We start from the raw sequence: 18,271 nt of genomic DNA, 5'->3' as shown, positions 1-18,271 counted from the left end.
GTCTCTCTGTTATTTTATAGTCTAAGAAATTAGAATAATTCTTTTCTGATGATGTTCTGACTTCTTTCAGGACCTACAGAAACTAAGTATACATTGATTCCTAAGTATTTCTCAATAAACTCGATGTATTTCTGAGCAGTGTCAGGAAGTTCATCATAGCTTCTTGCTTTTGTAATATCTTCGCTCCAACCTGGTAAATCCTGATAGATTGGCTCGTAATTGTATAGCTTTTCTGTTGAAGAAGTGAAATAATCAATAATTTTCCCGTCTTCAGTTTTATAATGTGTTACTACTTTCAGGTTTTCAATTCCTGTAAGAACGTCAAGCTTAGTGATCACAAGATTGTTGATTCCGTTGATCATACAAGCGTGCTTTAAAGAAACAAGGTCTAACCAACCTGTTCTTCTCGGTCTACCTGTAGTAGCTCCGAATTCACCACCGATCTGTCTGATTTTCTCACCCAGTTCGTTATCTAATTCAGAAGGGAAAGGACCGTTTCCAACTCTTGTACAGTATGCTTTTGCCACACCGATTAAGTTCTGAAGCGAAGTTGGCGGAACACCAGCTCCTGTACAAACTCCTCCTGTAGACGGAGAAGATGAAGTTACATATGGATAAGTACCGAAGTCGATATCCAACATCAACGCCTGTGCTCCTTCGAATAATACGTTTTTACCGTCTCTGATCGCTTCGTTCAGCTCTAATTCAGTATCAACGATTCTGTCCTGAAGCTGTTTTCCGATTGCTAAATATTCGTTGTAGATTTCTTCAACGTCTAATGTTGGTTTTCCGTAATATTTTTCAAAAAGAGAATTCTTAACTTTTAAGTTTTTCTCAATTTTATCTCTTAAAATTTCTGGATTTAAAAGATCTACCATTCTGATCCCGATTCTTGCAATTTTATCTTCATAACAAGGTCCGATTCCTTTTTTGGTAGTTCCAATCTGAGTTCCTCCGTGTTCCTCTTCACGGTAAGTATCCAAAAGGATGTGGTAAGGCATGATCACATGCGCTCTTCTGCTGATAAAGATGTGATCTGTTCTCAAGCCTTTGCTCTCGATCTGACCAACTTCTCTAATAAAAGACTTAGGGTTTACCACTACTCCGTTCGCAATGATACATTTCCCTTTGCATTGAAGAACTCCTGAAGGAAGAAGGTGCAAAACGAATTTTTCTTCACCCACATAAACCGTGTGACCTGCGTTATCTCCACCCTGGAAACGTACTACATAGTCCGATTTTGCTGATAAAACATCCGTGATTTTTCCTTTGCCTTCATCTCCGTACTGAAGACCTACAACTACATAAGTTGACATATTTTACTTTTGTTTTTAGATTCGTGCAAAATTACTTTTAAAAAAAATGACGACCAAATTATAGAGGATATTTATTTTGAGTTGGGATGAAAATCATGAGGTTGAATATTACTTTATATATATAATTTTACTTTCACAAGTATATAAAATGGGTTATATTTACTTTAGAAATTATACAAAATGAAATTAAGAATTCTGATTTTACTTTTAATAGTACCTCTGCTTTATGTAAATGCTCAAAATAAAGTAAATGATTATCTAAATATATCGGGTCCTATCAAATTGAATCAAAAAGAATATAATCTTGTTTGGAGCTCGCATCCCAATGAAAATTACTACAAGCAAGAATATTTAAGCTCAAATGAAAATATCAATAAATATGGTAGCATGATTTTAATCGACTTTATAAAAGGGGATTTCAATCTTAAAGATATTGTTGATCAAAAAGTAGGTGAACTTCAGGAGATGAAAAAAAACAACCCTGTTGTCAATTATCAGATTTTTGAAAATAATGGAGAGTATATTTTAGATTTTCTTATCAGTGAAAATTCAAAGGATGGCAAGGAGATATTAATTGCAGAAAGAAATATTTACCGCTATAAACTTGTTAATAGGGGTAAAAATAAAGGTATTCTTCTTTTTGCAATGAGTGAAAGAGGATACCCGGAAAATATGGATTCTTTCTTTAATAATTTAAAAGCCAATACTTCAAAATTAATTGAAATTGTTGGAAATTATAAACTTCCAGAAATTGAAATAAAATAATATTCCAATTGCTATGACCTCATCCCAACACTCAACCTATTTATCATCGATTACAGACAGTAAGTCTCAGCTTTTCCACACTCTATTCTCTCCACAAACAGCAAAAGCCACCCTTCTCATTGTTCACGGCATGCAGGAACACGGCGGAAGATATGCTGAGATTGCAGAATATTTTGCAGCTCAGGGCATTGCTGTACTGACCTATGATCATTTGGGACACGGAAAATCTGTCAAAGAGAAAAAAGACATTGGTTTCTTTCAGCTTGAAAAACCGGATGAAAGACTTGTTGCAGATGCAGAAATGATGGCAGATTATCTCGCAGAGCAATATCCGGATGTTCCGCATTTTATTTTGGGGCATTCTATGGGATCTTTTATTACACGATGTCTTCTTCAAAAGGCAAGCACTAAATTTGCAGGAGCTATTATTACAGGAACCGGCGGGCCTTTACCGGGAATAGATGTATTGAGAGTTTATTTATCATTAACCAATGCCATCGCCCCTCGTCATCGTACTTTTTTGAATTCTGTTTTTACGAGCGTTAATAACAAACATTTTAAAAAGGATAAAGATTTCAGTGATACCAGCTGGCTGAGCGTAAATCCTAACAACAGAAAAGCTTTTGAGCAGGATGAACTTTGTGGAATTCCGTTTACTCATAACGCTTTTTATACTTTATTTACTGTTTATAAAAAAGCTACGGCGAGAAACTGGGCTGCCACTATTTCTCAGTCATTTCCTTTTCTGTTTGTAAGCGGACAGAATGATCCGATAGGTGATTTTGGAAAAGGCGTAATGTATACAGTCAACAATTTAAAAACAGACGGTTTTCAGAATGTGGAAGTAAAGATCTATCCGGAAATGCGTCATGAGATTTTAAATGAATCCATAAGAGAAGAAGTCCTGAATGAGATCTATAACTGGATTTTAAAATCATAAAGACTCTCGCAGATCATTCAATTTCAACAGCTTTAATAAACTTAAAAAGTCATGAGAATACATATTTTCGGAGCTTCAGGTTCCGGGGTTACCACTTTAGGAAAAGCATTATCTGAGGAACTCAATCTTAAATACTTTGACAGTGATGATTTTTTCTGGCTTCCAACACCAATCCCTTTTACAGAAAGACAAAACCCTGAAATAAGAAATTCAATTGTTTCGGACCAACTTCATATTGCTGAAAACTGGATTTTTGGAGGCTCAATCATTCATTGGGGTGAAAATGTATTTCCTGCATTTGACCTGATTATTTTCCTCTATCTTCCTCCTGAAGTACGACTGGACAGACTGCGAAAAAGAGAGTATGAAAGATATGGCGAAGAAATTATTACCCATCCGGAAAGAGCAGAAAAATTCCAGGAGTTTATGGATTGGGCTAAAGATTATGATCACAATACAGGTGTTGCCAACAGAACACTAAAAGCCCATCTGGAATGGCTGTCTGAGATGAATACTCCTTTGATTGAGCTTTCAGGTGATTATGACCTGCCTCAAAAGATGGATATTATTCTGAATAAAATAAAACAGGGAAATTTACAGGCTGGATAGAGATTGCTTCGCTTTGCCCGCAATAACAAAGGTTATGTTACTTAAAATTTATAAAAAAACCTGGAAATAAATTTCCAGATTTTCTTACATGTTTTGGACAAAGCCAATGAAACTGTTTTGATAATGAAGACGAGCTAAAGCCCTCCCCTATTGAATATATTCCACATTATACAAATAATCACTTAGCCAAGCATCAATTCCCGATCAATCCCAATCTCTTCCAGAAAAACTTCATCATGCGAGATAACTAACAGCGTTCCATGATAATCTTTAATGGAATGGGTGAGAATTTCCACATTCTGAAGATCCAGGTTATTCGTGGGTTCATCAAGAATGATCATATCCGGAGCTTTATTGCTGATGGAAAGTCCGCATAGAAGCAAGCGCAAACGCTCCCCTCCACTCAGCATTCCACATTTTTTGTCCCAGGTATCTTTACCGAATAAAAATCTGGACAGTAATGTTTTCACCTCAAATTCCTGCAGTGCATGATCATTAAAGGTCTGGACAAAATCATAAAGAGTAGAATCATTATCAATCAGCGAATATTCCTGATCAATATAGATGCTGTTAAACTCCGCTCTGTCTATTATTCCTTCGGAAGGTTCAGTATTTCCCAACAGAAGTTTTATCAAACTTGTTTTTCCTGAGCCATTCGAACCTTTGATAGAAATTCTTTCCCCGCTTCGGATCTCAAGGTTGACATTTTCTTTCCATAGATTTCCATTTCCATAATTGAAATTAATATCTTCAGCCGTAATTAAAATCTTCCCTGAATGCAGATTGGAATCATTAAAGTTCACTTTCATCTGTTCAGAATTCTTTAAGGAGGAACGCAGGTCTCTCAAACCATCTGAAATCCCGCTGATTTTCTCTGCGTGCACACTTTTCAGCTTTGAACTATTTTTTTCAGCATTATTCCGAAGCGTGTTCATCATAATTCGTGCAACACCGGATTTTTCCTGCTTTTGCTTTCCTTTTGCATCCAGTTTCTGTTTCCGTTCCAGTGTTTCCCTTTCTTTTTCTTTCGCCTTTTTCAAGGCCCGTTCTTTTGCATGGATATCATTATGTAAAGCTTCTTCCTCTACTTCTTTTTGCTCTGCAAAGAAATTATAGTTTCCTCCATACGTGGCAATTCCCTGATTGCTTAATTCAAAGATGGTATCAACAAGATTAAGCAAAGTCCGGTCGTGGCTTACAATAACTACTGTTGCATCTGCTTTATCAATAAGATCATACAGGATCTTCCTTCCATCAAGATCCAAATGGTTGGTAGGTTCATCCAATATGATGATATCAGGCTGACTGATCTGAATTCCGGCAAGAAAGACCTTGGTTTTCTGACCGCCGCTCAGGTCTTCCAGTTTTTGAGACAGTTCAAAATTGTCAAGTCCCCAATGTTCCAATGCCTGCTGACAACGCTCTTCAATATCCCAATCGTCATTGAGAATTTCAAAATAAATTTCATCAGCCTCTCCATTGGTAATTTTTTGGAGCGCATTCAGTTTCTGATCTATTTTAAGACATTCAGCAATAGTAAGATGATTAAAGTTCCCAAACATCTGAGGAATATAAAAAACAGAACCTGAAGTAGTAATATTTCCGCTTAAAGGCTGTATTTCACCCGCGATCATTTTCAGCAGGGTTGATTTTCCCATGCCATTACTTCCCACCAATGCAGATTTGGTGTGAGAAGGTATCGTTAAATGGGTATAATTAAATAGAAGATCTCCTCCCGGAAACCCAAAGGATATATTTTGTAGTAAAATCATGATTTCTTTCTTAAAAAATGGTTGAACACCAGTAACATCTTCGTTACTGTTTTATTGAATCTGAAAGAAATGATATCCTACATGTCCGTATTTTGGGTTTGGAAGGAACAAAGATACTCATTTTCCGCAATATTCATTTTTTCATAAATTATCAGGATATTTATCATCTCTTTTTTCTTCCACACTTAAACACCGGTTATTTATTCTCTTCCAAAGAATTCATTTTTCTAAGGCTATAGCTTCCTATGTTGTTCAATGACTTATACTTATTCTGATTTAAACAGGCTTCATCATAATACCTCACTTTGTCATCCCGAAACCATCAAACTGTCAAACTAATAAAAACAGGAAAGTATTTTAATCAAAAATCCGTAACTTTGCCTCCTACTAAAAATTTTATGGAAAGCATTAAAGTTCACGACAAAACTTTCGTTCCTTATTTAAAGGATGCCGAAATTCAGGAAATTGTAAAAGAGACAGCGTTAAGAATTTATGAAGATTACAAAGATGAAGTGCCTGTTTTCATTGGCGTTTTAAATGGGGTGGTGATGTTCTTCTCAGATCTTTTAAAATATTACCCGGGGGAATGTGAAATTGCCTTCATTCAAATGAGTTCTTATGTAGGAACTGAATCTACAGGGATTGTTTATCAGAAAATGGAACTTACCAAAGATGTAAGAGACCGTCACATTATTATCGTAGAAGATATCGTAGATACAGGAAACACTGTTGAGAGTCTTTTCAAATATTTTAAGGAAACACAACGTCCTAAATCTGTAAAGCTGGCTAGTTTCTTACTGAAACCTGAGATTTACAAGAAAGATTTCAAGCTGGATTATATCGGAATGGAAATTCCAAACAAATTTGTACTTGGATACGGACTTGATTATGATGAATTGGGAAGAAACCTACCTAATTTATATCAATTGGAAGACGGACAAATCAACCATTAATTATTGTCATTAGCTACTGGCTATTGGCTGTTAGCTTTAAAACTTAATCGAAATAAAAGTAAAATATTAACTTAAAAAAGCTAAAAGCCAACAGTGTATTACTAGTGGCCGGAAGCGTATCAACATTATGATAAACATTGTTCTGTTCGGCCCTCCAGGAAGTGGAAAAGGAACACAAGCTCAGAATCTAATCGAGAAATTCAATTTAAAACAGGTTTCAACAGGTGATCTTTTCAGATACAATATGAAAAATGACACTGAACTTGGAAAACTGGCTAAGTCATACATCGATAAGGGAGAATTGGTTCCGGATCAGGTAACAACAGATATGCTGATCGATGAGATCAAAAAACCTACTGATACCAATGGTTTTATTTTTGATGGATATCCAAGAACAACTGCACAGACAGAAGCTTTGGAAACCATCGTTAAGGAAGTACTGAATGACAATATTGACATCTGTCTTTCATTGGTAGTAGAGGATAAAATTTTGGTTGAAAGACTTCTGAAAAGAGGTGAAACCAGTGGAAGATCAGACGACAGCAATGTAGAGATCATCGAAAACAGAATTAAAGAATATTATACTAAAACAGCAGAAGTTGCCGAGCTTTATAAGCAGCAGGGTAAATATGTAGAGGTAAACGGTGTTGGAGAAATTGATGAAATTTCCCAAAAACTTTTCGCTGAAGTAGAGAAAATTAAATAATCGGGATACGGGTGCGGGATAGAAAATTTCGTCCCGTAGCCTGCAACTCGCAACACAAACTATATGTCTAACTTTGTAGATTACGTAAAGATCCATTGTAAAAGCGGACACGGAGGTGCTGGCTCTGCCCACCTTCGCCGTGAAAAGTATATCCCTAAAGGTGGTCCTGACGGTGGCGACGGAGGTCGTGGCGGACACGTCATCATGAGAGGAAATGCTAATGAATGGACTTTGCTTCCACTCCGATACACCCGTCACATAAAAGCAGAACGAGGTGAAAACGGAGCGAAAAACCAGCTTACAGGAGCTGACGGTTCTGATATTTATATTGATGTTCCCATTGGGACTATCGCTAAAAATGAAGAAGGTGAAATTATCGGAGAAATCCTTGATGACAAGCAGGAAATAATTTTGATGCTGGGTGGAAAAGGAGGAAGAGGAAATGAATTTTTCAAATCTTCTACTAATCAGACTCCAAGATTTGCTCAGCCCGGAATGGATGGCGAAGAAGGCTATGTTGTCTTCGAGCTTAAAATTTTGGCCGATGTAGGACTTGTTGGATTTCCAAACGCTGGAAAATCTACACTTTTAGCATCTGTTTCTGCAGCAAAACCAAAAATTGCCAATTACGCCTTCACTACTCTGACTCCTAACCTTGGAATTGTAGATTACAGAAATTACAAATCTTTTGTAATGGCTGATATTCCGGGAATTATTGAAGGAGCAGCAGAAGGAAAAGGCTTAGGACACAGATTCCTGAGACATATTGAAAGAAACTCTATCTTGTTATTTTTAATTCCTTCTGATTCTGAAGATCACTACCAGGAATTTAAAATTCTGGAGAATGAATTAAAAGAATACAATCCTGAACTTTTAGATAAAGACTTTATTATTTCTGTATCAAAATCTGACCTTTTGGATGATGAACTGAAAAAAGAAATTGCAGCAGAGTTTCCTGAAAACAAGCAGCCTTTGTTCTTCTCAGGAGTTACCGGAGAAGGCCTTATGGAACTTAAAGACGCCATCTGGAAACAATTGCACGGATAGAAAAAACATTGATTCACCAGTTTTATTTTAGAATGGAACTGCAACATACAAAACAGCCTTAGAAAAATCTGAGGCTGTTTTTTAATAAAATTAATTCTATTTCTTTTAGACAATATTTTAAACCATTAAGAAGGATTTAAAAAATAAAGTATAGTTAAGTAAATCATTCTGATTTTTAAGCGTAAAGCGAAGCTTATCTTCATATTCTTAACATCTTAATACAATCTTAATGGTTAAAATAAAAGGTTAAGCAGGTTTTCCATATATATTTAACATAAAAACAAAGGAAAATTTTGTCTTTTGGAACAATTATTGGGAGAATCTCCGAAATTGAAAAAACTATGAAATATTTACTGGGCCTTTGCGCATTTGTATTTTTATTTTCGTGTACTTCTCAGAAAGTAAATTCCAAATATTCTGCTATTGAATATGAGGCAACTCCCTGTTTTGGATTCTGTCCTGTTTTTAAAATGACTATCAGTCCGGACAGAACAGCAGTTTTTGAAGCAGAACATTTTAATTTTAATGATAAACCTTCAAAAGATGAATTTTCCAAGCCTCGCGAAGGAACTTTTAAAGGAACAATCAAGGAAGAGGATTACAATAAACTAATCAGTTTGCTGGATGGGCTCAATGCAAAAAACTTAAACGACAAATATGGTGAGCGAAACATTACCGATCTTCCAACCTCTTATTTAAGAATCAAATTCGCTGACGGTACTTCAAAAAATATTGAAGACTATGGAAAACACGGAAGTGAAAAGCTTTCAGAAGTCTATCAATTTTTTGAAAACTTAAGAAAAAACCAGGAATGGACTAAAGTGAAATAGTTTCACTAAAAAAATATTTAAATTATCTTTGTAACAGTAATTCCTTCATTTGGAGGAATTATTTTTTTGTAAAATTAATAACCATTTAAAATAAACATGAAGAAAAACATTTTTTTCCTTGCAGTATTTGCTTTCTCAGCACTATTTAATGCACAAGAAAATACAAAAGACCAGACATCTATGAGCTTTGGTGTAAAAGGAGGATATTCCTTATCCAATATGAAATTTTTTGGAACTGGGCTGGATTCAAAATCCTATTTCTATGCAGGTATCGTAGCAGAACAACCTTTATCTTCTAAATTTGGTTTGCAGGCTGAATTACTGTATACTCAATTGGGTGGTAAAGATGCTTATCCCTGGTATCAGTTGGTTGGCAGTGAAGTGGTAAGCATGGGTAATATGAACTTTGATTACAAATTCAATCAGATACAGGTTCCTATTTCATTAAAATACTATATTGTTCCACAACTTTCTGCATCTGCAGGAATCAACTTAGGGTTTAACATATCATCCAAAGTAAAAATGGATAATCTTTTTGATGAGGCAGAAACCCACAATTATGAATCTTTAAAAACCTTGAATTTATTTCCTTTCCTGGGTGCAGAATATAAGATTAATGAGAAGTTTTTTGTTGATGCCAGATATAATTTCAATTTTATAGAAATGAATAAAAGCAATGCAGTTCCTATTAAAATTGGATTTCTGCAGGCTGGTGTAGGATATAGATTTAAATAAATTTCAGACATTTAATAGAAAAAAAAGGCGGCTCATATTTGGGTGGCCATTTCTTTTTTCCAATAGTCAATAAGTCTAAAAAAGTGGAATAAGATACTTAAAAATATTTAGACTACCTTTGTAGAATGTAATTCTTTCAGACTGAAGGAATTTTTATTTAAATTTTAAAATAATTCATTTGAATTTTACAGACTTAAACTTAATAGAACCTATTGCAAAAGCAATTCAGGAACAGGGATACACGACTCCTACTCCTATCCAGGAAAGATCGATCCCTGATATATTAGACGGTAGAGACTTTTTAGGCTGCGCGCAGACAGGAACTGGTAAAACAGCTGCTTTTTCTATTCCTATTCTACAGAATTTATCCAAAAATAAAATTCCCAATAAACATATAAAAGCATTAATCCTTACACCAACCAGAGAACTGGCCATTCAGATTGAGGAAAACATTAACGCTTATGGTAAATATCTTCCATTAAAACAACTTGTTATTTTTGGAGGGGTAAAACAAGGAAACCAGGAAGCTGCTTTGAGAAAAGGAATTGATATTCTGGTAGCAACACCAGGAAGACTTCTTGACTTTATTGCTCAAGGCATCATCAGCTTAAAAAACCTTGAAATCTTTGTTCTTGATGAAGCAGACAGAATGCTGGATATGGGATTTGTACATGATGTAAAAAGAATCATCAAACTTTTACCTCAGAGAAGACAGACTTTGTTCTTTTCTGCAACAATGCCGGCTGAAATCCAGAAACTGGCTAATTCTATCCTGAATAATCCGGTAAAAGTAGAAGTAACTCCGGTTTCTTCTACAGCAGATACCATTAAACAATCTGTATATTTTGTAGAAAAAGATAACAAACTGAATTTGCTTTCTCACATTCTTCAAAATGATATTTCAGATTCTGTATTGGTATTTGCAAGAACAAAACACGGTGCAGATAAGATTTCGAGAAAACTTCAGAAAGACGATATTTCTGCTGAAGCCATTCATGGTAATAAATCTCAGAATGCGAGACAAAATGCTTTGAATAACTTCAAATCCGGAAAAACAAGAGTTCTTGTTGCCACGGATATTGCAGCAAGAGGAATTGATATTGATGAATTGAAATTCGTGATCAATTTTGAACTTTCCGATGTTTCTGAAACCTATGTACACAGAATCGGAAGAACAGGTAGAGCCGGAGCTGAAGGTAATTCTATATCTTTTGTAGACGGACTTGATCTTTTGAATTTAAAGAATACTGAAAAATTGATTGGGAAGAAAATTCCTGTGATCAAAGACCATCCGTTCCATACTGATGATTTGATTGCCCAGAAAAGGGATTCTAACAACAAACCTTTTCATGCAGGTGGTGAGAAACCTAAAACAACAGGAAACAGTAATAATTCAAGGCCAAATAATAACCGTAAGAAGCCTTCTACAGGAGCTTCAGTAGGTTTCAAAAAGCCTAAAAACAAGAATTTTACCAGAAAGAAATAAAAATAAAACCCTTTTCAAAATTGAAGAGGGTTTTGTTTATCTTAAAGTTGAGAACCTTTATGACTGAAAAAGATTCTTTGCATTTTCTGTAGTGATGCGATCTATCTCAGAGAAATCTTTCCCATAGATATCCACCAGTTTACCGGCTACCAGATCAAGGTAGGAGCTTTCATTTCTTTTTCCTCTGTGGGGAACCGGCGCCAGATAAGGAGAGTCTGTTTCCAGAACAATCTTATCCAGTGGAATTTCATTCAGAAACTGGTCTATTTTCCCGTTTTTGAACGTTACTACTCCACCAATTCCTAAAATGAAATTAAGGTCAACAGCGTGCTGTGCCTGTTCCAGATTTCCTGAAAAGCAATGGAAAATTCCTCTCAGCTTCGGGTGTTTTTTTCTTTCCAGCACTTCAAATGTCTCATCAAAGCTTTCTCTTGTATGAATCACAATCGGAAGATCCTTTTCTATGGCCCAGTCAATCTGCTGTTCAAAAGCTTTCACCTGAATATCCAAAGTTGTTTTATCCCAATACAGATCAATCCCGATTTCCCCAATTGCAGGAAAATGTCTCTGATCGAGATAATTTTTTACAATTTCAAGTTCTTTTTCCCACGATTCCGGTTTTACATAACAAGGGTGTAACCCCATCATTGAGAAAATTTGTCCCGGATATTCTGTTTCCAGCTGCAACATCTTCCCATGAGATTCAGAATCGATAGCAGGAAGATAGAATTTTGTAATTCCTTTATCTAAAGCCCTTTGAATAGCTTCTTTTCTGTCTTCATCAAATTCTTCTGCGTATAGATGTGTATGTGTATCAATCATTTTATTTAAAATTTCAATAGATCTTCATAAGGATTTTCAAGCCCCAGCAACATTCCGAAAGCCGGCTCTGTTTTTATTCCCTGCTTTTTAAGTTCTATTATTTTTTGTTTAAATTCTTCTCCTTTTTCCTTTAATATTTTATATTCAGCCACCATATGGAGATAAGCATTTTGCTTTTTTGTTGGCTTATTCTGTCCAAAAATTTCGATGGGAAACCCTTCCAGTACAAAATTCAATGTAATGCATTTTTCGCCGTTTACAATGGGATGCTCCACGTCCACATCGTAAGGAATAAACCTGCTAGTCATTAAATCATTCAGAAAGTCTTCTTCAAATCTTAAATCAATCTCAAAAATAAGATCCAGATCACTTCCTTCTATATCAATTTCAATAGGAACAGTTCCTGCTAAAATGGGTGAATAATTCTTTAATTTTTCAAAAATCTGATATTTTTCAAGAACTTCATAAGCCCTTTTCTGTCTCTCATTCCCACTTTTCAGATAGTCAATTCCAGTAAAATCAAGCATTTAAAAAATTTTATGTTTTACCTTTTTACGCTGAATTTCAATTTTTTGATCTAATTTCTCTCTGAATTCTATAAACTTAGGGTCTTTCTTATCACTGGTTTTATGCTCCAGTGCCTTAATAATCTTAAAGTTTTCTTTAATAAAATTCTGGGTATCAACTGAAAAATAGGCATTTCCAAATTTTTCAAAAATATAATTAACCGCCTGTGTGCTTGGATGAATCATATCTTCTTTATAAAAACGGTAATCCCGGAGGTCATCCATTAAAATCTCATAGACCGGCAGATAATGACAGTCTTCAAAGAGAGAAATAGACTCGTGGATGGCTGTAATTAATTTGGATTTACTTAGCTGGTTTTCTACCATTCCATCTTTAGTATGTCTTACTGGGGAAACAGTAAACAGGATCTGTATTCCCTCTTTGCAAATATCTTTAAGGTCAAGAATCGTCTGGTAAATAGAACTTGTCAGTTCCTGATGGGAAAGCAGTCTTTTCTCAAAAAACTTTTGTGGAATTTTGTGACAGTTGGCCACCAGTTTGTTCTTAGGAAGAAACTCATAGATAAATGAGGATCCGTAGGTAATGATAATCCAGTCAGCTTCCTGAAGAAAGGAATTTCCTGCTTCAATAGCTCCATTAATTTTATCTAAGGTCTGATGAATATACCGGGTATCAAAACTGGTGTGATGATCCAGAGAAATATATTCTTCATTATAGGTAATCAGTTCCTCTTCTTCATAAAACGCAGAATCATGTAATCTGTTGATAGCATTATTGATTGAAAAAGGATTAAATATCGTCCCAAAAGGATTGTTAAGGGTCTGAAGTTGCCCATCATGAAGTAAATCAGTCATTTCAGAGGCAAAGCATGAGCCTATTGAAAATATTTTATCTTCAATCTCAATCTTCTTATCTGAGGCAGGAATATCAACTTCTGTTCTGAATTTCATTGTATAGGGATTAGGTTGCAGGAAATAGATCGCAGGTAAATGCTGCTACCTACTATCCACTACCTCTATTAACTTTCTCTTCTCAACAAATAATTTGCCAGTTCGATAAAAGGTTTTTTCTTTTCTTCAGGAACATCTATTTTCTGAAGATAGCTTTGTCCGATTTCATTATGTTTTTCGATCAGACGTAACGCTTTTTCATCTACTTTTGTTCTTCTGAATATCTTTTCTACGCCATAGACTTTATCAACATTTTCCGTCTTTTTAGAGTACCAGTAATCCAGCTCTTTTCTTTCTTCATCGGTAGCATGTTCTCTTGCCAACAAATACAGAACGGTTTTCTTGTTTTCGTAAATATCTCCGGCATGTTTTTTCCCAAACTGTGCCTGATCACCGAATACATCAAGATAATCATCCATAATCTGGAATGCAATTCCGATATGTTTTCCGAAATTGAAAATAGCTTTGGCATCTTTAAAATCTGCTCTTGCAATCAAAGCGCCAATCTCAAATGAAGAAGCACTCAAAACTCCTGTTTTATAAGTAATCATTCTGATGTAGTCATCAAAAGTAACGTCTTTCTGAGTTTCAAAGTTGATATCATACTGCTGCCCTTCACAAAGCAGAAGCCCGGTATGGGTAAATATTCTGATACATGCTTTAAAGATTTCAGGCTCCAGATCCTCAAAAAACTTATAGGCTTTAAGCATCAATCCGTCTCCGGAAAGGATTCCCACATTAAGACCGTGTAAAGTATGAATGGTAGGCTTATTTCTTCTTAAAGGAGCTTCATCCATAATATCATCATGGATCAGCGTGAAATTATGGAAAAACTCGATAGCCAAAGCGGGCTTAATTGCCTGCGTAAGATCTCCGCCGAACATCTCACAAGCCATCAGCACCATAATAGGACGAAGACGCTTTCCACCATGGGAAATAATATAATTCATCGGGTCATACAGCTCCGAAGGTTTATCTTTAAAAGTATATTTAGTGATGGCGTCCGCAACAATCTGCTGGTATCTGTCTAAAAATTCCATAAAATCTTTTAATTTGAACAAAAATACGATTTTTCGGGGCTTTATAAAACAAAAAACTTTGCCCAAACGGACAAAGTTTATATAATTATATGATTTGTTTTTTAGAAAAGGAAGGTTACCACAAGATAGGTAATTGCTGCCACTATTGCAGAGATTGGAATGGTAAGTACCCAAGCCCAAAGAAGACTTACTGTAATTCCCCATCTTACTGCTGAAATTCTTTTCGTTAATCCTACCCCGATGATAGAACCTGTGATCGTATGTGTAGTAGATACAGGAATACCAAAGTGATCTGTAATGAACAGGGTAATAGCCCCTGCAGTTTCTGCACTTACACCTTCTAATGAAGTTACTTTCGTAATCTTGGTACCCATTGTTTTGATGATCTTCCAACCACCACTCATTGTCCCTAAGGCAATTGCAATAAATGATACTAAAGGAACCCAAATATAATGTTGAGCAAAATAATCAAAACGTTCGGCAGAAGGAATATTCAAATATTGAGCATCCTGAAGCATGTTAACATGATAATAAATTACCGCTGCCCCAATGATTCCCATTACTTTCTGAGCATCATTCAAGCCGTGTCCTAAACTGAACAATGCTGACGATGCCAACTGTAATCTTTTGAAAGATTTGTCTGCTTTGTGCGGGTTTGATTTTTTATAAAGGTGTACAATAATCAATGTAATAATGATGGAGATAATCATCCCTATGATCGGTGCCATGAAAATGAACAGGAAGATAGGAATCACTTTGTCAAACTTCACCACACCCTGATGGGTTACCTGAACGAAAGCTTCCTTAGTGGTCTCCCATATCCCAAGCTCCGGCTGTGCTGCAGCCACGGCATGATAATCCATCATGAAAGCATGCATAAGAGCTGCCCCCAAGAAACCTCCGATCAGCGTATGTGATGATGATGAAGGGATTCCGAACCACCATGTAAGAAGGTTCCAGGCAATAGCCGCTATAAGACCGGAAAATATAACCTCAAGAGTAATAAAATTCTCATTAACTGTTTTGGCAATTGTATTACCAATTTTGAATTCTCCAATAATATAAGCAGCAATAAAGAACGCTGCAAAGTTCCAAAGTGCTGCCCAAAGTACAGCCTGGAATGGAGTTAAAACTTTTGTAGAAACAATAGTTGCAATTGAGTTGGCTGCATCATGAAAACCATTGATATAATCGAAGATCAGGGCCAACACAACAATAACTACAAGTAAAATCGGAAATTCCATTTTTTGCTATGTATTAGGCGTATTTAATCATGATGTTCTCAATTGTATTGGCAACATCTTCTGCTTTATCCGTTACAATTTCAAGGTAGTTCAATACAGATGAAACTTTAATAATGTTGATCGCATCATTGGTTTCAAATAAGTCTACCATTGAATTGGAAAGCAAATCGTCAGCAATATTCTCAATAGAGTTCACCTTAATACAAGCTTCTTTCACCTGTTCCATATTTTTGAACCCTTTAAGGTTTTTCATTGCATTCTGAATTTCAAGACATGCTTTATGGATCAATAAAGAGAAGTCTGAATAAGCCTTCATCTCAGGTGATTTGTAAAGGAAAATATATTTTGTGGAAGCGTAGATATAATCAGCGATATCATCCAGTCCTGTTGCCAATGTGTGGATATCCTCACGGTCAAAAGGTGTAATGAAGTTTTTCCCTAATTCTACGAAAATTTCGTGAGTAAGTTCATCATTCTTGTGTTCGAAGTCACTCATTTTCTTCAGCATAGAATCATCATTAAGATCGAAATCCTTGATTCCTGTGTTGAAATCTTCTGACATTGCAACTAGATTTTCAGTTACTTTTTCGAAAAGTACAAAGAAGATTTTATCTTTTGGTTGAAAAGCGTGGAAAATATTACCAATTCCCATTTTTTAGTATTTATAATTCGAGTGCAAATTTCCTAAAAAAGGATTGTACGTGAAACTATATGACATTAAGTTTTGTTAACATTCGCTTAACTCCTGATTATCAAATAAAAAAACCGGCATTAACGCCGGTTTTATATAGTAATTGATGAGATTTAGTTTGCAACTTCAGCTCTCATATCTTTTCCTTTGAACTTCATTGATTGAATATTGCTCAAGACATTGTCCTTAAACGATTTTTCAACCTCAAAGAAAGAGAATTTTTCTAAGATTTCGATATCTCCAATCTCAGCTCTTTTCTTGGATTTTCCATCACCTGTAGCCTTATTGATAATATCCAAAACATCAAGCTTCTTCAACTGGTCTTTTTTTCCAAGATTAAAGAAGAATCTTACCATATTCTCATCTCTTCTTCTTGGCTTTCCACCACGATCTCTGTCTCTTCCACCGCGATCTCTGTCTCGGCTGTTTTCTCTGTCACGGCCTCTATCTCTGTCTCTATCACGTCCACGGTCTCTTCTTGAGTAATCGTCATCTCTGCTGCTAAACTTCTGCTCAGCAAGATCGTGTTTATCTTTGTAATATAAAGCAAGATCCTTCAATTGAAACTGTAGCAGCTGGTGCACCAATTCTTCTTTTGTAAATTTGCTTAGATCAGGAATTAAGCTATCATCAAATTCGAAAAGATCCTCGTGCTCCGTCAATAATTTTTCGAATACACCTCCTACCTGAGCTTTGATAATATCTTCACCTGTAGGAATGAATTTTTCGTTGATTTCAATTTTTGTTGCAGATTTGATCTGTTTCAGTTTTCTGCTTTCTTCAGGCTTTATCAAAGCCATAGAAATACCGTCTTTTCCAGCTCTACCTGTTCTTCCGCTTCTGTGAACGAATACTTCAGGATCATCTGGTAAAGAGAAGTGAATAACGTGTGTAAGAGAGTTTACATCCAATCCTCTTGCTGCAACGTCTGTCGCTACAAGAATATCAATGTTTTTCAATCTGAATTTCTTCATTACCGTATCTCTCTGCGCCTGAGAAAGATCACCATGAAGAGCATCAGCTGCATAACCGTTCTGCATTAAGAAATCTGCTACCTCCTGAGTTTCCATTCTCGTTCTACAGAAGATAATGGAGTACTGATTAGGATTAGCATCGATCAATCTCTTCAACGCTTCTTTTTTCTGACGGTACCCTACTACATAGTATTCGTGAGTAATATTCTTCTTCACTTCGTTGATAGAACCTACTGAAATACGGTGTGGTTTTGTAAGGTAATTTTTGGAAATTCTTTCCACCTCTTTATTCATCGTTGCAGAGAATAAGAAAGTTTGTTTAGTTTCCGGAGTTTCGCTTAGAATGGTTTCCAATTCGTCTTTGAATCCCATAGAAAGCATTTCATCAGCTTCGTCTAATACTAACCAATGAATCGCAGAAAAGTCTAATGCCTTTCTGTTGATAAGATCAATTACTCTTCCCGGAGTTCCCACAATAATCTGTGGTTTATCCTTCAAAGATCTCATCTGATCTACAATACTACTTCCACCATAAACTGCAGTAGTTTTGATGTCTTTCATGTACTTAGAGTAATTCTTTATGTCCTTCGAAATCTGAAGACATAATTCCCGTGTCGGACAAAGCACCAATAATTGGATTTTGCGACTCGTATCGTCAATCATATCCAAAATCGGAAGCGAAAACGCTGCTGTCTTGCCTGTCCCTGTTTGCGCAAGTGCGATCAAGTCGCGAATATCTGAAAGAATAAAAGGGATAGTCTGTTTTTGGATTTCTGTTGGGCTTTCGTAGCCCAGTTCGCCAATTGCCTTAAGGATATCAGGACTTAAATTGGTTTCCGTAAATAAATTCATTAACTATTTTA

18 protein-coding genes are annotated in these 18,271 nt (G+C 35.8%); 9 read left to right on the top strand and 9 right to left on the bottom strand.

Annotated features, from left to right (window positions below; translation table 11 throughout):
- Positions 1-29: 29 nt before the first annotated feature.
- A complete protein-coding gene (locus CHRYMOREF3P_RS19610; protein ID WP_077415708.1) occupies positions 30-1,316 on the bottom strand; it encodes an adenylosuccinate synthase in 1,287 nt (428 codons plus the stop codon).
- Positions 1,317-1,496: 180 nt separating this feature from the next.
- Here CHRYMOREF3P_RS19610 and CHRYMOREF3P_RS19605 point away from each other — a divergent pair, with 180 nt between their 5' ends.
- From CHRYMOREF3P_RS19605 to CHRYMOREF3P_RS19595, 3 genes are read left to right on the top strand one after another with little or no spacing between them, the layout of a single operon-like run.
- Complete coding sequence (locus tag CHRYMOREF3P_RS19605; RefSeq protein WP_180565308.1) at positions 1,497-2,081, top strand: hypothetical protein; 585 nt, start codon at positions 1,497-1,499, stop codon at positions 2,079-2,081.
- Positions 2,082-2,094: 13 nt separating this feature from the next.
- Entirely contained in the window at positions 2,095-3,021 is a 927-nt protein-coding gene (locus CHRYMOREF3P_RS19600; RefSeq protein WP_180565307.1) for an alpha/beta fold hydrolase, read from the top strand.
- A gap of 51 nt (positions 3,022-3,072) precedes the next feature.
- On the top strand, positions 3,073-3,630 hold the full coding sequence (locus tag CHRYMOREF3P_RS19595; protein ID WP_180565306.1) for an AAA family ATPase: 558 nt from the start codon (positions 3,073-3,075) through the stop codon (positions 3,628-3,630).
- Positions 3,631-3,812: 182 nt separating this feature from the next.
- Here the strand turns inward: CHRYMOREF3P_RS19595 and CHRYMOREF3P_RS19590 are convergent, their stop codons facing one another.
- A complete protein-coding gene (locus CHRYMOREF3P_RS19590; protein WP_180565305.1) occupies positions 3,813-5,402 on the bottom strand; it encodes an ABC-F family ATP-binding cassette domain-containing protein in 1,590 nt (529 codons plus the stop codon).
- A gap of 398 nt (positions 5,403-5,800) precedes the next feature.
- Here CHRYMOREF3P_RS19590 and hpt point away from each other — a divergent pair, with 398 nt between their 5' ends.
- From hpt to CHRYMOREF3P_RS19560, 6 genes are all read left to right on the top strand, one after another.
- Positions 5,801-6,355 carry a hypoxanthine phosphoribosyltransferase gene (gene hpt, locus CHRYMOREF3P_RS19585; RefSeq protein WP_077415717.1) on the top strand — a complete coding sequence of 185 codons (555 nt, stop codon included), beginning with the start codon at positions 5,801-5,803 and terminating at the stop codon, positions 6,353-6,355.
- Positions 6,356-6,482: 127 nt separating this feature from the next.
- Positions 6,483-7,061, top strand: coding sequence for an adenylate kinase (locus CHRYMOREF3P_RS19580; protein WP_077415719.1), 579 nt, complete (start codon positions 6,483-6,485; stop codon positions 7,059-7,061).
- A gap of 63 nt (positions 7,062-7,124) precedes the next feature.
- Entirely contained in the window at positions 7,125-8,108 is a 984-nt protein-coding gene (gene obgE, locus CHRYMOREF3P_RS19575) for a GTPase ObgE (protein ID WP_077415721.1), read from the top strand.
- Positions 8,109-8,449: 341 nt separating this feature from the next.
- Positions 8,450-8,938: a DUF6438 domain-containing protein gene (locus tag CHRYMOREF3P_RS19570; RefSeq protein WP_180565304.1), complete on the top strand. Its 489-nt coding sequence runs from the start codon at positions 8,450-8,452 to the stop codon at positions 8,936-8,938.
- A 96-nt stretch (positions 8,939-9,034) separates the two neighbouring features.
- A complete protein-coding gene (locus tag CHRYMOREF3P_RS19565) occupies positions 9,035-9,673 on the top strand; it encodes a porin family protein (protein ID WP_077415723.1) in 639 nt (212 codons plus the stop codon).
- A 178-nt stretch (positions 9,674-9,851) separates the two neighbouring features.
- Positions 9,852-11,159 (top strand): DEAD/DEAH box helicase, encoded by a 1,308-nt coding sequence (locus CHRYMOREF3P_RS19560; RefSeq protein WP_077415725.1) that lies wholly within the window; start codon positions 9,852-9,854, stop codon positions 11,157-11,159.
- Between the two features lie 57 nt (positions 11,160-11,216).
- Here CHRYMOREF3P_RS19560 and CHRYMOREF3P_RS19555 read toward each other — a convergent pair whose 3' ends face one another.
- The 7 genes from CHRYMOREF3P_RS19555 to CHRYMOREF3P_RS19525 all read right to left on the bottom strand — a co-directional run bounded on the left by CHRYMOREF3P_RS19555 (position 11,217) and on the right by CHRYMOREF3P_RS19525 (position 18,260).
- Positions 11,217-11,981 (bottom strand): TatD family hydrolase, encoded by a 765-nt coding sequence (locus CHRYMOREF3P_RS19555; RefSeq protein ID WP_180565303.1) that lies wholly within the window; start codon positions 11,979-11,981, stop codon positions 11,217-11,219.
- Between the two features lie 5 nt (positions 11,982-11,986).
- Complete coding sequence (locus CHRYMOREF3P_RS19550; RefSeq protein WP_077415729.1) at positions 11,987-12,508, bottom strand: DUF4269 domain-containing protein; 522 nt, start codon at positions 12,506-12,508, stop codon at positions 11,987-11,989.
- Positions 12,509-13,459 carry a GSCFA domain-containing protein gene (locus CHRYMOREF3P_RS19545; protein WP_180565302.1) on the bottom strand — a complete coding sequence of 317 codons (951 nt, stop codon included), beginning with the start codon at positions 13,457-13,459 and terminating at the stop codon, positions 12,509-12,511.
- A gap of 68 nt (positions 13,460-13,527) precedes the next feature.
- Positions 13,528-14,499 (bottom strand): polyprenyl synthetase family protein, encoded by a 972-nt coding sequence (locus CHRYMOREF3P_RS19540; protein WP_077415733.1) that lies wholly within the window; start codon positions 14,497-14,499, stop codon positions 13,528-13,530.
- 101 nt (positions 14,500-14,600) lie between these two features.
- Positions 14,601-15,743 (bottom strand): inorganic phosphate transporter, encoded by a 1,143-nt coding sequence (locus CHRYMOREF3P_RS19535; RefSeq protein ID WP_077415735.1) that lies wholly within the window; start codon positions 15,741-15,743, stop codon positions 14,601-14,603.
- A 13-nt stretch (positions 15,744-15,756) separates the two neighbouring features.
- Complete coding sequence (locus tag CHRYMOREF3P_RS19530; protein WP_047374124.1) at positions 15,757-16,395, bottom strand: DUF47 domain-containing protein; 639 nt, start codon at positions 16,393-16,395, stop codon at positions 15,757-15,759.
- Positions 16,396-16,547: 152 nt separating this feature from the next.
- Positions 16,548-18,260 (bottom strand): DEAD/DEAH box helicase, encoded by a 1,713-nt coding sequence (locus CHRYMOREF3P_RS19525; RefSeq protein WP_077415737.1) that lies wholly within the window; start codon positions 18,258-18,260, stop codon positions 16,548-16,550.
- Positions 18,261-18,271 lie beyond the last annotated feature (11 nt).

This window comes from Chryseobacterium sp. JV274, from assembly GCF_903969135.1.
GTDB lineage: Bacteria > Bacteroidota > Bacteroidia > Flavobacteriales > Weeksellaceae > Chryseobacterium.
Note: the sequence above shows the minus strand (reverse complement) of the source record. Positions and strands in the feature narration are given on the sequence as shown.